Annotated in this window: 15 protein-coding genes, 1 tRNA gene and 1 pseudogene; 9 read left to right on the top strand and 8 right to left on the bottom strand. The window is 35.9% G+C overall.

Features of this window, described 5'->3' with window-relative positions; all coding sequences use genetic code 11:
- The first annotated feature begins 58 nt into the window (after nucleotides 1-58).
- Nucleotides 59-538, top strand: a complete 480-nt coding sequence (locus V7659_RS00420; RefSeq protein WP_335537430.1) for a CcdC family protein — start codon at nucleotides 59-61, stop codon at nucleotides 536-538.
- Nucleotides 539-614: 76 nt separating this feature from the next.
- Here V7659_RS00420 and V7659_RS00415 read toward each other — a convergent pair whose 3' ends face one another.
- Nucleotides 615-1,040, bottom strand: coding sequence for a DUF2621 domain-containing protein (locus V7659_RS00415; protein ID WP_335537429.1), 426 nt, complete (start codon nucleotides 1,038-1,040; stop codon nucleotides 615-617).
- A 317-nt stretch (nucleotides 1,041-1,357) separates the two neighbouring features.
- Between V7659_RS00415 and V7659_RS00410 the strand changes: the two genes are divergently transcribed.
- Nucleotides 1,358-1,454, top strand: a tRNA-Sec gene (locus V7659_RS00410).
- A gap of 122 nt (nucleotides 1,455-1,576) precedes the next feature.
- On the opposite strand, the gene V7659_RS00405 is transcribed toward V7659_RS00410, so the two are convergent.
- From V7659_RS00405 to V7659_RS00380, 6 genes are all read right to left on the bottom strand, one after another.
- Nucleotides 1,577-2,695, bottom strand: a complete 1,119-nt coding sequence (locus tag V7659_RS00405) for a site-specific integrase (protein ID WP_335537428.1) — start codon at nucleotides 2,693-2,695, stop codon at nucleotides 1,577-1,579.
- A 126-nt stretch (nucleotides 2,696-2,821) separates the two neighbouring features.
- On the bottom strand, nucleotides 2,822-3,010 hold the full coding sequence (locus V7659_RS00400; protein WP_335537427.1) for a helix-turn-helix domain-containing protein: 189 nt from the start codon (nucleotides 3,008-3,010) through the stop codon (nucleotides 2,822-2,824).
- Between the two features lie 151 nt (nucleotides 3,011-3,161).
- On the bottom strand, nucleotides 3,162-5,024 hold the full coding sequence (locus V7659_RS00395; RefSeq protein WP_335537426.1) for a hypothetical protein: 1,863 nt from the start codon (nucleotides 5,022-5,024) through the stop codon (nucleotides 3,162-3,164).
- The gene (locus V7659_RS00390) at nucleotides 5,025-5,636 is read right to left on the bottom strand and encodes a CHC2 zinc finger domain-containing protein (RefSeq protein WP_335537425.1); all 612 of its coding nucleotides are present in this window, start codon (nucleotides 5,634-5,636) and stop codon (nucleotides 5,025-5,027) included.
- Nucleotides 5,637-5,666: 30 nt separating this feature from the next.
- Complete coding sequence (locus V7659_RS00385; protein WP_335537424.1) at nucleotides 5,667-5,978, bottom strand: hypothetical protein; 312 nt, start codon at nucleotides 5,976-5,978, stop codon at nucleotides 5,667-5,669.
- 150 nt (nucleotides 5,979-6,128) lie between these two features.
- Nucleotides 6,129-6,902 carry a hypothetical protein gene (locus V7659_RS00380; RefSeq protein ID WP_335537423.1) on the bottom strand — a complete coding sequence of 258 codons (774 nt, stop codon included), beginning with the start codon at nucleotides 6,900-6,902 and terminating at the stop codon, nucleotides 6,129-6,131.
- Nucleotides 6,903-7,121: 219 nt separating this feature from the next.
- Between V7659_RS00380 and V7659_RS00375 the strand changes: the two genes are divergently transcribed.
- The 3 genes and pseudogenes from V7659_RS00375 (at nucleotide 7,122) to V7659_RS00370 (ending at nucleotide 8,521) form a co-directional block, all read left to right on the top strand.
- On the top strand, nucleotides 7,122-7,595 hold the full coding sequence (locus V7659_RS00375) for a terminase small subunit (RefSeq protein WP_335537422.1): 474 nt from the start codon (nucleotides 7,122-7,124) through the stop codon (nucleotides 7,593-7,595).
- A 234-nt stretch (nucleotides 7,596-7,829) separates the two neighbouring features.
- Nucleotides 7,830-7,952: pseudogene (locus tag V7659_RS32020) on the top strand (FAD-dependent thymidylate synthase); the annotation flags it as partial.
- A 62-nt stretch (nucleotides 7,953-8,014) separates the two neighbouring features.
- Nucleotides 8,015-8,521, top strand: coding sequence for a DUF6241 domain-containing protein (locus V7659_RS00370; protein WP_335537421.1), 507 nt, complete (start codon nucleotides 8,015-8,017; stop codon nucleotides 8,519-8,521).
- A gap of 413 nt (nucleotides 8,522-8,934) precedes the next feature.
- On the opposite strand, the gene V7659_RS00365 is transcribed toward V7659_RS00370, so the two are convergent.
- Nucleotides 8,935-9,963: an extracellular catalytic domain type 1 short-chain-length polyhydroxyalkanoate depolymerase gene (locus V7659_RS00365; protein ID WP_335537420.1), complete on the bottom strand. Its 1,029-nt coding sequence runs from the start codon at nucleotides 9,961-9,963 to the stop codon at nucleotides 8,935-8,937.
- Between the two features lie 813 nt (nucleotides 9,964-10,776).
- Between V7659_RS00365 and V7659_RS00360 the strand changes: the two genes are divergently transcribed.
- The 4 genes from V7659_RS00360 to V7659_RS00345 all read left to right on the top strand — a co-directional run bounded on the left by V7659_RS00360 (nucleotide 10,777) and on the right by V7659_RS00345 (nucleotide 13,949).
- Nucleotides 10,777-12,123, top strand: coding sequence for a hypothetical protein (locus tag V7659_RS00360; protein WP_335537419.1), 1,347 nt, complete (start codon nucleotides 10,777-10,779; stop codon nucleotides 12,121-12,123).
- A gap of 149 nt (nucleotides 12,124-12,272) precedes the next feature.
- Nucleotides 12,273-12,659: a hypothetical protein gene (locus tag V7659_RS00355; RefSeq protein WP_335537418.1), complete on the top strand. Its 387-nt coding sequence runs from the start codon at nucleotides 12,273-12,275 to the stop codon at nucleotides 12,657-12,659.
- A gap of 174 nt (nucleotides 12,660-12,833) precedes the next feature.
- Nucleotides 12,834-13,067: a hypothetical protein gene (locus V7659_RS00350; protein WP_335537417.1), complete on the top strand. Its 234-nt coding sequence runs from the start codon at nucleotides 12,834-12,836 to the stop codon at nucleotides 13,065-13,067.
- Between the two features lie 681 nt (nucleotides 13,068-13,748).
- The gene (locus V7659_RS00345) at nucleotides 13,749-13,949 is read left to right on the top strand and encodes a cold-shock protein (protein ID WP_007083691.1); all 201 of its coding nucleotides are present in this window, start codon (nucleotides 13,749-13,751) and stop codon (nucleotides 13,947-13,949) included.
- Nucleotides 13,950-13,964 lie beyond the last annotated feature (15 nt).

Here is a 13,964-nt window from a genome sequence, read left to right as displayed (position 1 = left end):
AATCCATTTATTTGAGTTATAATGGGTTAGTAAATAAATTAGATAAGGAATGAATCTAATGAACATAGTTCTTGCTTCTTCAATTGGAGCGGTGTTTATGGGTACTCTGGCCTTAGTGGTCCGGATGAAAGCCGCAAAAAAACCCACCAATGCTCGTAAAATAATTCTACCGCCTCTGTTCATGTCGAGTGGGGCTTTAATGTATATGGATCCGCAATTTAGATTAACTGGAGCTGAAATGATTGAGGCAGCGATCGTGGGGATGCTATTCTCTATATTATTAATTAAAACCTCGAAGTTTGAGATTCGTGATAACGATATTTATCTAAAACGCTCCAAAGCATTTTTCTTTATTTTGATTGGCCTATTAGTTGTTCGCTTAGTTATGAAGTCGGTATTAAGTGCGACCATCGATTTTGGTGAACTAAGCGGCATGTTCTTCTTCCTGGCCTATTGTATGATTGTACCTTGGCGGATTGCGATGTATTTGGATTATAAAAAACTGTTTAAACAGCTTCATAGTGGGAAACAGATATAGTTTGGTGTGGAAAACTGGTCCTTTTGAAGGGTCAGTTTTTTTCTTGAAAAACAAAAAACCGTCCCTTGATGGACGGTTAAAATAGGTGCTCAAAGGGAGCAACATCAATTCGATTTTCAAAAAGCTTTTTACGCAAGAATTTATGATCTCTTTTTGGTGTTGCTTGGATATAGCCACGAATAACTAAATCTTTTGTAATTTTTGGAGCTTTTTCTTTTAAGGCGATTTCGCCAATTTTTCCAGCAATCTTATGTCTGGCCACATCACGGAAAAGCTCAGGAACAGGACTGACTAAATCCTCTAGGAGCTCTTTCTCCTCAGGTCCCCACAAGTGACGGGATTCTTTAACATAATGTTCCTCCCAATCCATAACAGACTTGCCGTCTTCTTTCGGCATCTTTTTCAAAAACTTCCGGAACATAAAAAATCCACCGATGGCAAAAGAACCAACTAGGAAAACTACCCAGAACAGGATAAACCATAAAAACCAACCATGAAGCATATCTATTCACCCACATAAATAACTATTTTTTCATCTTATTATAGTCTTTTTTTATAAGTTTAGACAAGTATTGGACATAATTGTATGAATTTAGCCTAATGATCTTATGCTGTAAATTGATTTTAAAGTATTCTCCTATCAACTTAAGAATACTTTTTTGACTATTGAAAAGCTTGTCGAAAAAATGACAAATACGCGGATCTTATTGATTATCACCATATTCCATTGTAATATGATAACATGTGATAGAGATTTCTATAGGGATAGGTTATACTTAGTTTCTATAGTCATAACTATATTGATATATTTACATCCATGGGGCTGAATGGGGTACTGGTGTCCTCCACAGTCTTCAAAACTGCTTGAGACCTGCGTGCCAGGTCTGGTGGGTTCGATTCCCACGCAGTCCCGCCAACTCAATCATATCAAGGGTTCTCACGAATTCTTTTCTTACATAGACCAGAGGGCTTTCGGTCTTTTTTTATTGGTTGGTGCCCAAATGGTGCCATTCACATTTTAGTGCCTTTTAAGTTTCTTTATTGAAGCAACTTATCCAATTGGTCCACAGCAATGGCTTCAATTGAATCGGTAAGATGAGAATAGGTATCCATGGTCACTTGTATTTTGGAGTGGCCTAATCGGGCACTTACGATTTTCGGATGTACATTTGCCTTTAATAAAATCGTTGCATGCGAATGACGTAAATCATGAAAACGGATATCCGGCAAACTTGCGGCCTTTAAAGCTCTTTTAAGCGCTCGTGATATTTCAGAAGGAGCCATGATATTTCCTTTTGAATTGCAAAAGACGAGGTTGTGAGGATTAAAGCTGTCCCCAAGAATATTTTTCCGATTCTCATGATCCTCTTTTAATATCTGTAATAATTTCGAAAGTTCCGCTGTTAACTTTACCCCTCTTGGTTTCTCACTTTTCGGAATGGGATTAAAAAAATACTTCCCATTTGCTTCCGTAATGGTTTGCCGTATGTAGATTTTTTCCGTCTTTAGATCTACATTGTTCCAGGTCAAACCGATTAATTCGCTTTTTCTCATTCCTGTATGGGCAACGGCAAATATAATGGGATAAAATACAGGAGTTTTTTCTCTAGCTGTCTTGAGCAGTAAATTAATCTGCTCCCCCGTATGCGTGTTCATTTCACGTTTTATTGGTCTAGGTGGTTTTGCCCCTTTGGCCACGTTTTTGCTTATAAACTCCCAATCAATCGCGTCATTTAAAGCTTTTGAGAGGACACGATGGTGATGTGTCACTGATTGAGCGGACAAAACCTCTAATTTTTCTTTATAGTAGTTTTGAAGCTGAGTACTTTTTAATTCATTCAGCATGATATGGCCTAAAGAAGGTTGGAGATATTTTTTGATTATCTTTTCATACTCGGCACTTGTTTTAGGTTTTAGATTCGTCTTGACGTAATTTTCCATCCAATAATCTAGATAGATACCTAAAGACATCTTTTCCTCTTTCATCAAATTGCCCTTTTTAAGTTCAACCATCAGTTCCGCCATGGCTGCCTTAGCTTCACTAATTTTCTTAAAGCCCCTTCTCTTAATTCTTTTTCGATTGCCAGTAGCATCTTTTCCGGCCTCTAAAACAAAATAATATGTTCCATTCTTATCTTTTTTTGGGTAACCAGCCATTTATTTTCCTCCATAATTAGCCGGACACCAAGCATTTGCACCTACTGTCATAATAATGGAATATCCCCCTGGTTGCAAAACGTGTCTTGGCGTCCATTTGGTTCTATCATGATCAATAGTGAATTTTCAGGCAGTTAAGTGGTTGCCTTCAAACCATTCTAAAAATGATTTTTTTGAAACAAGAATACGTTTGCCAACTGTCACAGCATGAAACGATTTTGATTTTGCTAATTTATAAGCTTGGCTTCGACCAATTCCTAAGAATAATTGGATATCCTTTACCTCCAACACTTCCGGCAATTCAAAAGTTGTCATAAAATATTTCTCCTACTCTTTTAATTTTTTTTTATAGCTTTGGCGGACATTATGCTGCCAATCTAAGCAAAAGTTTCGGAATCTAATTTATGTGTTGTATTGTTTTTTAAGGTCACATAGGTCTTGATGACCTACATGACCTTAAATTTATTTATAAAAGAGCAGCCTTTTTTAATTTCATCACTCTTGATTGTTTCTGTTCTTTACCTACATAGGCCCTAACAGTATTGCGTACCTCATTTTCAGATTTTTCTACTTCAATCATCTGCCGCTCAGCAAGCATCTTTGACAGCATATTCTTTGAAACAGGAAACCTTTGACCTTGGCCCTGGAAAAAAAGGTTTATTTCTTTCATTACATTTGCGAGCAAAAAGTAGTAATATTCATTATCTTCCCATCCAATAAAATGCCTATCATCACTGTATGGGTTTTCCTTAATATCGTAGGTGCTAACAGCTTTAGAATTAATCAAATCGCGGAGGCCTTCTATGAATAACATTACTGGGTCATGTGAATTGACATTAAAAGCATGTTTTTTTGCTGTTTTGTCGAGATTTTCTATGGCAAGTGCCATTATTTTTTCCTTTTGAATACTGTCAATGGCTTGGACTTCAACATAAAAAGCTAGCAACAACTCCAGACCTACTTGTAACCAAGAAATTGTTTCAGTTACGCGGCCGTGTGTTTCTTTGTTTAGATAGCGATTTCTGTTATCATTAAACATCTTTTTAAGCACAGTCGGTAATTGTTCCATTTGGGGTATTAGCCACTCGATATACCCTTTATAGGCGTAACTGTACCAATGATTCTTTTCTTGGCATGACTTTAATCTTTCGAGATTAATTGAATTCCTTGTAAGCTCTATCTCTAAGAACCTAGCAGTGGTGCTAATACCCGCTTTCGGTGTATCTTCACCTGTAATTAAACAAATTCCACGTGGTGGGTAGGTCTTTTGTAAAGACGTATCTGCTTTCATCCTTGATCTACCAACTCGATCACCATAACCGCGCAAAATTTGCTGTGCAATTTGCTCCATTCGTTTGCTTTCCTGCGAAGAATAGGTTGGATGGTAGTCGTCAACGACCAATAAGCTATCCTTTGTTATAAATGCTTTTTTTTCAATAGCATTCATTGTATCTCTAAAGCTAGCAGGAAGGTCTTTTCCGCTACAAAATAACCCAAAGTGTGAATGGAAACATGCCGCCAAGGAGGATTTCCTAGAGCCACTCGGTCCTGCTAGCCAGAGCACAAATGCCGGTTCAATTCCGGCTAATCTGAGAGGCTCGCAGAGTGGGGCAAGACCAACCATGGAAATCAGTGGTAGCGTCACTTCTAAATCAGCAGTCTTTAACAACTCAAGGCTTGCTCGGGCAGCCTGCTTCAAGTCAACCTTTTCATCAGTTGGTAATTGGTATTTCTCTAGTTGATTACTTTCTAGCTTTACAGTTATGTTCTCTTTTCCAATTGCACCACCAGCATGTAAGTAAATCCATTCGCCGTATATTTTTCTCCATCCTAAATGAGCATAAATATAGTCCCTCTCGCAGTCTGATGACATAATTTGTGTAGCGTGTCGGATTCTATCCTTAATGGATGCGCCAGGCTGAATATTCGCTCTTAACCCCCATGATGGTTGAACCCAATTTAGCGCTGGGAAATTCTCTGCGGGAATATAAATCTCTGGAAATATGCATTCCTGATTAAGCAACGCACCACTGATATGGTAAAACAATTTACGTTCAACACCATCATCCTCGTATGTTTCCCTTGTAATGAACGGTATAAAGTTACAGAGATGGAGGTAATCTTCTGGTGACTTTTTTAAGCAAAGATGGCCGTCATACAGTGTGTAGTTTGTCATCTTTATGTTTTCTTGGTATTTTGTTATAATAGTTTCATATAATGATTTTGGTAGGGCAGTAATGTGGGGTTGCTGCTCTCCCTTTGTTTTTAACTCGGAAAGTTCCTTCTCTGAAAAGGCCTCTTTAATTATTTCAATACGATTTTCTTTCATTTAAATATTCACCTCAAGGAATAATGGTTTCAGGTGCTTAACTGCAGCAACCTGTATTTCGAAATCATTGGAATCTATTTTTTCTAGATATTTTTCAATCATAGGCTTTAAGTGATATACCTCAACCAGTTTATCTAGATCGTCGAAGGAAACTACTTGTTTCATTGCTTGATTAAATAGATTTCTGTAACGCAGTAATTCTAATCTAATTTGATCTTTTGTTTCTTCAAAGCCTCGAAGAAGCTTTTGTTCGTTTTGCCACTCGGAGTAATCATTTGCTGACCATTTATTTGCTATTCCTAGTTGTTTCTGTAGCATGATTTTTGCTTCTGTGTTTGAGAAACCTTGCAATTTACTAACTAGGTTTATTACATCACCGCTTCCGCAGCCAGCATGACATTTCCAGGACTTTGTTTTCGGCCAAATAGTAAAGGAAGGGTTGAGGTCATCGTGTAAGGGGCATTTAATATTATAAGATTTGCCGTAAAATCGACGTTTCTCTTTTAATTTCAGCCCTCCATACTGGATTAGTGCATCTTCAATACTTAGTCGCTCTTTGATTTCGTCAATTACAAAATAGCTAGTTTTTTTCTCTTTTGTAGAAAAGGTCATAATGCTCACTTCCCAAATATCATTTATAAGCTACAATTGAGTAAATAACACTTTCACAAAATCAATGTCTTTAAAAGACAAGTCTAATTCCTCAGCAATTGTTTTCGTATACACCCAGCAATCTTCGATATCATTGAACCTTGCGATTTCATCAAAAACTCCTTCATCTCCTTCATCTTCTTCATCTTCAACTCGTTCTCCATATACAATAAATTCGCCTTTTTCATCATAAATAAAAATTTTAAAAACTCCTTTTGGAACTATAATTACTCGCTCCTTAACTATCGCCTCAATTAAGTCCTTTTTTTCTTCGGTTAAATGCCTTGATGTTTTAATTAACAAAAAAACCACTCCTTAAATTGTCTATAAGCAACATGCCTAAGATGACGTGAGCTGCTTACAGACAAAACTTTATAACAGGCAAAAAAAAGAATCCTGACGAGTGAAGAAATTTTCTTCGTCAGGATTTTTTTGAAAAAATATGATATAATATTATATTTTGAATCCTACAAGATTTGAGGCTTCCTTTATTGCCTTTTTTATTGATTCAGGCCGTATATCTTTTTCCTCCCCCTCATCATCAATTATCAATTGAGCTATCTCTTTTTCATTTAATTTTAGAAGTCGATGGTGTACGAGCCATTCAAAGTGTCGTTGCTCTTTTTTTGCTGTACGCTTTAGACCGTATTTTATCAATAACTGATTTTCTTTTTCTTTACTTGCCTTTTTGTTCAGTTTGTTGAACTCTTTTTTACTCCTATGAATAAGTGGATTATATTTCTGTGGGTATTCGGGATCCATTTTCATTCGTTTTTCTGCCACTGCTGCCTTAGTTAGAGCCTGGACCAATTTTTCTCGATTGTCATACCAAAACCATCCCTTTATAAGCTCTGATTTGTGGAACCAGGATAGGATTGCTATCCATCCATTTTCAACCATCCATTCTTCGTTTATGTTCCAATCATTGCTCCACTTCAGTAATAATTGATGGAGAAATTTTCCTTCTTTAAAAGGCAGTATTTTTTCAATTGAAGCAGGAAATCTATTCTCTGTTTTAGATAAAAGTTGTTGTACTAACGAGTAATTATTATGGAAGAGTAGTTTCAACTCCTTTTGGCACTCAGGCGCAACGTCACAAATTGCTATCATAAACTTTTGTCTTGCGTAGCTAGTTTCAACTTCTTTAGAGGTAATTGGACCGAAACTAAGTTGCTTGTCCTCCTCTAAATCCTGAAAATATTTTTTATGAGCGATTAAATCGTCCATTTTGTTCTCCTTTTGCTCAATATCGTACTTAAGGCGGTAGAACAGCATATATGACCGCTATGACCTATTTTTACAATATAAAATAGCGTTAATTTGTACAATGGACTTTATTGGTTACAATTGAAAGTTTTTACATTTGAGAACAAATGTTCTATAATGGTTATATAGATATAGGAATCTGTGCAACATCTTTATTGGGAGGTAACAAAAGGTACAGGCATGATTGCTGTGAGAGGTGTACCATTTATTATTGGAGTTACAGCAACAGAAATGGGGGAATCTATTATGAAAACTGTTGATAATCTAACCGACAAGCAGAAAAAATTTGCTGAAATCTTTATTGAGATAAGCAACGGCCAAAAAGCGGCGATTCACGCTGGATACGCGGAAATCGGCGCATCTCAAGAGGCTTACCGACTGCTTAGAAATCCCCGTGTGAAGGAATATATTGACGAATTAGAAAAAGAGCGACGAGAACGAATCCAAAGCCGTCTGGCGGGTATGGCAGAGAAAGCGACTGAAATGTTGTTTGAGCTTGCCCAGAACGCGGAATCGGAAAGTGTCCGTATAAATGCGTTAAAGGATATTCTTGATCGCGCTGGATTCAAACCGACAGACAAATTAGAGCAGAAGAATGAGCATTCCGGAAAAATTGAGTTTGGATTTGTTGATCCAGCTGCGGTAGATGCATAACTTTTTGTTAATAATGTATCAATTAATGAGGGGAATACAGTCATAATGATTGTATTTCTCTCTATTTTTTTAGCAATAATTATTGCGGCTAAAGTCCTATGTCATTAAATTTGTTGGTATAATTAACCCTGGAGGGAAAAGGGGGAACTACCTTTTCAAAATTTCCTTTAAAATGTTACAAACAATGCAGGGAGTAATTCCCTACATTTTTGTTTTAATGGGTTCGATCGTTATTTCTATTCAAAACGTAGAAAAGGACGTGGGGCACAATGGGAAATTGCCGAACTTGTGGAGGAACTTCGTCATGTTGTAGTTGAAAAAGAATCTTTGATTGACCCGTATTTTGAAATGAAATGATTTGAAATCCGTATTCATAAGAATAAAAAATTGTGATAGGTATAAAAGGGGCGGTTGGGTAAATGGATAAATTTTTGAACAGACTTTTGATTGGTATTTCGATTGTTGGGGTATTGGGGGTCATTGTCGTCGGTGTGCTAATATATCAAGCTATGACTAGTGACTGGAAAGAAAAAGTGGGAACCGAAACTTCGCTTGACACAGATATAGAAAACGAAGCCAAACTTGAAGCGAAAATCACTGAAGGCATTTACGTTCCTACTGAAGCTGAATTCCAATGGATAGTTCACCGTATGACGCACCAAAAAGTTGCTGCAGATATGAAGGACGGGTCGACCGAAATGACGCCCGAAAGAATTGACGAATTGCTTAAAACAATAGACGAAACGGATTATGTTCACGAAGACGTTTATTTACGAATCCTGGACGAATGGAACGAAGGGAATTTCGAAAATGCGGTCGAAGCACACAACGAAATTCTTTCTCTTCAAAACGGGACAATCGGAGTTGCGACACAATTGTTGACACCCGAAGAAGAACAAAAATTCATTGAACAAAACTTTCGATAAGAAGCGGGCGAAAAATCCGTTTCTTTTTTGTTGACACTATTAGGTTGCGAATTAAGATTTTACTATTAATACCAACTTTTATTTTATCAATCCTGTTATTTGGTTACTGGAGCAATTAATCTTCAACTACCATGAAAATAAGTTTCTTCAACATTAGAAAAAGACAACACCAAAGAAGACCCATCTCATTCGTTAAAAAAAATGAAGAGAGCCTCAATTCTTAGATCTATGGATTGGATTGTCTGGACCTGCGTCTTTTTTACATTTAGCATTCGATATGCAACGTTTGATTTCATTACGTTGATCCAATTACTCATCAACTTCGTGAAGCAGTAAAGCCTTGCGAGTTTAACCGGGTGGCATTCGAGGATGTGGTTGGAGTAGGTGGACTTAAGAGAATAAGATGAATAGTTTTATCCTCTTTTCTTAAAAAGCTTTGTAAAAAGGTCACGAAAAAAGTTCTTTTTAGGTGTTTCGACCAGATTATCAACCAGATTATCAACAGTGTGCTGATGATGTTTGGTGAAAAAATTCCAAATGATTTCTGTTGCATTTGGCCCTAATGGGTCGGTATATGAACCATTTAAGTTCCCGCCAGACCATGCGTGCCCCATTTGATCGATCATCCATAGTTCCATTAAAAGTTCACCGCCCCCATCACCGTATACATGTTTAGTACAACTTTTTCCATTGATAAGGTCTGACTTGACCTGGTGAGGTGTAATACCGGCTCTTCCTGTACCACCTTCTACAAGAAAATTAGTTTGTGCCCACTGTATGATAACCTGTTGTCCATTAATGGGATGTACAACTGTATCGCAGATACCATGGAAAACAATAACAGGCATTTTCTTCTTGAACTTTCCCATTTCCTGAAAGGCGCTGTTACCACATGCATAGGGGTCCGAAACGCCTTTTTGCATGCTTTCTTTAGCAGCCTTAGCCATTGGATCGGTTAGAAAAAATACATTCGCAGCATCATAGGGAAGTCCTGCACACACTCCGATACCGCTAAATACATCTGGATAGGTAACTCCAAGAATACAAGCAAGTGCCGCACCTGCAGATAATCCAACTGCGTACACCTTACTTGAATCAATGCGGTATGTACCTTTAATCTGATTAATGATCGCATTAATTAACTTGGGATGTCCCTCTCCACGGTGCTGATTTTTATCCAAAAACCAGTTCCAGCAGCCAAAAGGGTTATAAGCAGCCGGATTCGAAGGATTAAACAGGTGATTCATGTCAGGATAGAGTACGAGAAAGTTTTCTTTTTCAGCAAGCTCGTTCATATTAGTTCCAGCAGCAAAATCATCCGGATCTTGTTCACATCCATGAAGCATCACCATCAAAGGAGTATCTTTTTCCGCTTGATATTCGCTCGGAACATAAAGTTTGTACCTAAAACCCTTATATGAAAAATTTAGAAATTCCCCCAACTTTATCAACCCTCCTTAACTTAAACTACATGTTTCCATTATACTTCTACATGTTCCTATTTTTATCGAAAGAAGCATTCCATTCCAAATTTGATGCAATAACATGCTGCTCAACCTCCTACTATGTATTTTAAGAGACGAAAGAGGAAAGTAAATCCTTCTATTTTCCTTTAGCCTTTATATCTAAAGTAATTCAGCTTTTTTAGGTAAATACCCAGTAAGTTTATAAATCAATTCACTTAAAGTAACTGGGTGCAAGAGTTTAAGATACAGCTACGATTTTTGGTGGCTTTCTTCTTGTGCTAACGGGGGCAGTTTAGTTGAAGAAGGAATATGATTATTTACTAAAAAATGGGGATTATCACTTTTTGTTGATATAATTAAAACAGATGAATAAAAGAAATATAGGTGATTTTTTATGAAATTAACGACTTTTTTTGAACCTGTTTCTAATCTTTCTAAAAAGCAAAAAATATTGTGGTTGATCTTCTTTATTATTTTACTTTCTGATATTATCACTCGTATCCTAAAAATTGATTCAATTTTAGTTCAAAATATAATTGATTCAGTGATGGGATTATGTCTAATTGCATTCATCTTTGAATTATTGTATTTAAAGAAAAATAGAAAATGATTACAAGTTTATGTACTTCAACTTAAGGTGTTTGTTTTTAACAAAGGGTTGCTGCGGCGGCTCTTTTTCTTGTTCCGCTATCGGGGCAGGTTTGTTCAATAACAAGAGGATATTCCTTTTACTTTAATGATGGATACTATATATGCTAAAGATACTTTTTGAAAGATGAGGGGAATTATGTGTTCACAAAAGAAAAGTATATTAATTCGTTAAAAGAAAATCTTCAAAAAAACTCTCAGAAACTGGTTGAAACTATAATAGAAACGCTTAAATTTAATTATTACAACGAGGTAGATTTATTAGATTTCTCCCTCTTTATCCATCCATTTAACCTTTCCGTTATGATGTTTTCTATGGACAGAGAATCAAATGAAGTTTTTTATGAAGGGAAAGATAAAAGTATTTTTGCAGGAAGTTACGAATTGATGGGAGATATAGAATACTACGATCTTCCAGATGAGGATTCATATAAGTTCTGGGAGTTTTATGAGCGGATTGAGGATGAAATATCCAAAGCTGAGACACAAGCTTGTATGGAGTGGTTTGTTGCTTGTTGGAATAAGGCAAACGGACAAACTCTTAAGTTACCTGCCTATGTTAGTTTCGACGATGACGATAAATCCTTTGACTTACATAATAATAAATGGATTTCTGATGAGCAAAAGTGGTTAATGAGTGATATAAAAGCAAGCCATTATCTGAACGTTAGTCATATTACTGGTATCCAAGAAAGTTATGGAGTTAATGTCGATTTTGACGGAAATATTATTTTATTAACAAAACAGAAAATACAGGGAAGGTACTTGCATAAGGTATTTCATGTTGTAAATGGAAATATAAATGAAATCAGACTTCCTTCGGTATTGCTACCATTTAGTTATGCTCAACCTCTTGAGGAGAATTGGTTATTGGTTAGTGCAAGAACCGATGAGGAAGAGGGGTATTTAAGAAACGCTACTTTATTTGATGTTCATGGAAATGTGTTAAAAACGTTCGAGTTTGATGATGCAATTCAAGATGTGCAAACGTCAAAGGATTCTGATATATGGGTAAGTTATTTTGATGAAAATATGGGTTCAGGTTTAAGATGTTATGATAAACAAGGGTTTAAAACATTTGATTACGCTGATTTTGTCATTCAAACCAGGAGAAAAGTTCCATTCATAGATGATTGTTATGCTTTAAATGTCACTTCAGAAGGCACCAATATTTATTACTATTCTGACTTTCCTCTTGTAACATTATATAAGACTGGCTATAAGATTTTTCGTAATGTTCCTGTCCAAGGAAGTCATGCATTTGCAATCTTAAATGATTTGGTTTTGTTTAGCCATGGTTATGACCATAAGGCTGTGGTGTACTTGTATTCTTTAATGGACAATAAAAGAAGAACATTTCGAACAGTTAATCAGGATGGAGAAGAACTTAAATATGATTATGCCGTTGGCAGAGGGAACAAATTGTTTTTAGTAAAGGGTAATGATGTTTACATAATAAATATGGAAGATGAAAAGTTTGTGAAGTAATGTACTTAAAGTAACGGGTGCGAGAGTTGAAGAAATGATCGCTGAGGCGGTCTTTTTTCTTGTTGTGCTAACTGGCAGGTTAGTGCAAGAATGACTTTTGGGAATGCTAAAGAAAACTTCAAATATACAAATTGAATCAAGGTGAGTAAATGAAAAATAAATTGAAACCTATTTTGATAACAATAATCACAATACTCGCTGTATTTATGACTGGTAAGTATGTATTGGATACATTATTTGGAGATATGTGTGGGAATGATATTGTACAAAATGTGCCTTCTCCTAATGGTAAAAAAGTGGCTTATATTTTTACCAGAGATTGTGGGGCAACGACTGGTTTTTCACCCCAGTTATCAATCTTAGACAAAGATGATAAATTCCCAAACAAATCTGGAAATACATTTAGGTCAGATGAAAAATTCACTATTGGATGGATTGATGAAAAGAAATTACAAGTTTTTTACGATAAAAAATCTGAGACTTACAAAATGGACAGAAGTGTGAATGGTGTTAGGGTTGAATATGTAGGAAAGTAAGAATTGAAAAGATTACATCTTGTTGAACTAACGGGTGCAAGAGTTGAAGATGGAGGCGGCCATTCTTGGCTGCTTTTTTTCTTCATCCGCTACGTGGCAGGTTAGTTAAAGTAGAAAAGTGACAAACTAACAGTTATATAAATTCCTTAAAAGGAGTAAGAAACCCGAACGATTATGAAAATAGTGGCTATTGGGATTATATTGGTTGTTGGCGGAAGTATCATTTTAGGTTGGTTTATAAAAGAAGCTTATAAAAATTATAAAAATGAAAGTACAAAAACTAAAATTTTCTATTTCATATGGGTGATATTAGGTGTCGTATTAGATTTAAGTAATGGATTAATTATTATTGTTGGTCTTATTTTATTAGGAGTTCTTTTAATAATCTATGCCCCACTCTTCAACTAACGAGTGCGATAGAATTATAAAAAAGAGGATGAAAAGTTTTGAAATGGACATTTAGAAAAAGTATTTTTAGTTTCCTTTTTTGCTACTTATTCTTAATAATCTTTGGTGAAAAATTTAAACTTCCATTTGGTTTATTAAGTTCATTATTTGTTTCGCTTGCTTTTGTTATATTTGAATTTATTTTTGACTATTATTGGAACAAGTTAATATCCAAAAAATAAATCATTCGTTCTTCAACTACCATGAAAATAAGTTTCTTCAAGATTAGAAAATGACAATACTTAAGAAGACCCTGCTCAATCGTTAAAAAAAAGAGGAGAGCGATAATAATAAGTCTATGGATTAGGGTTGACTGGATTAAGGTCAGTATCAGTATTGACACTTCCTAACCATTTTCATTCTTTGTGGTGCAGCACTGATTTTGCGCATCATGGATGGCTAACGGGTGCTTTACTTGAATAAGAACAACATAATAATCTAAAACCAATTGTGAAATTTGAGAGTGGCAAATATGGTTGCGTTTATGTCGTCTTGCAAATACTTTTAAAAAATGTTAAACTTTAGAAGAATTATTTTTGGTCGGTGTAAAGGATAGTATAAGATTAACTTTTCGTCTTGATGATCACTGAGTGCAAGGATAGTAACACATTGTGTGCAAAGCACACAGCAGGAGGAAACAAAATGGAACAAGGTAAAGTAAAATGGTTTAACGCAGAAAAAGGTTTCGGATTTATCGAACGCGAAGCTGGAGACGATGTATTCGTTCACTTCTCAGCAATCCAAAGCGAAGGTTTCAAATCTTTAGACGAAGGTCAAGCAGTTACTTTTGAAGTAGAGCAAGGTCAACGTGGTCCCCAAGCTACTAACGTTCGTAAAGCTTAATAATAAATAATAATG

Source organism: Neobacillus drentensis, from assembly GCF_036966985.1.
Classification (GTDB): Bacteria; Bacillota; Bacilli; order Bacillales; family Cytobacillaceae; genus Neobacillus; species Neobacillus drentensis_E.
This window is presented reverse-complemented; position numbering and strand designations above follow the sequence as displayed.

Bases quoted from the DNA above. Each gene is read 5' to 3' on its own strand.
- V7659_RS00350 (WP_335537417.1), top strand. From the start codon at position 12,834: ATGAAAATAGTGGCTATTGGGATTATATTGGTTGTTGGCGGAAGTATC.
- V7659_RS00355 (WP_335537418.1), top strand. From the start codon at position 12,273: ATGAAAAATAAATTGAAACCTATTTTGATAACAATAATCACAATACTC.
- V7659_RS00405 (WP_335537428.1), bottom strand. From the start codon at position 2,695: ATGGCTGGTTACCCAAAAAAAGATAAGAATGGAACATATTATTTTGTT.
- V7659_RS00380 (WP_335537423.1), bottom strand. From the start codon at position 6,902: ATGGACGATTTAATCGCTCATAAAAAATATTTTCAGGATTTAGAGGAG.
- V7659_RS00345 (WP_007083691.1), top strand. From the start codon at position 13,749: ATGGAACAAGGTAAAGTAAAATGGTTTAACGCAGAAAAAGGTTTCGGA.
- V7659_RS00400 (WP_335537427.1), bottom strand. From the start codon at position 3,010: ATGACAACTTTTGAATTGCCGGAAGTGTTGGAGGTAAAGGATATCCAA.
- V7659_RS00395 (WP_335537426.1), bottom strand. From the start codon at position 5,024: ATGAAAGAAAATCGTATTGAAATAATTAAAGAGGCCTTTTCAGAGAAG.
- V7659_RS00390 (WP_335537425.1), bottom strand. From the start codon at position 5,636: ATGACCTTTTCTACAAAAGAGAAAAAAACTAGCTATTTTGTAATTGAC.
- V7659_RS00375 (WP_335537422.1), top strand. From the start codon at position 7,122: ATGATTGCTGTGAGAGGTGTACCATTTATTATTGGAGTTACAGCAACA.
- V7659_RS00415 (WP_335537429.1), bottom strand. From the start codon at position 1,040: ATGCTTCATGGTTGGTTTTTATGGTTTATCCTGTTCTGGGTAGTTTTC.
- V7659_RS00420 (WP_335537430.1), top strand. From the start codon at position 59: ATGAACATAGTTCTTGCTTCTTCAATTGGAGCGGTGTTTATGGGTACT.
- V7659_RS00370 (WP_335537421.1), top strand. From the start codon at position 8,015: ATGGATAAATTTTTGAACAGACTTTTGATTGGTATTTCGATTGTTGGG.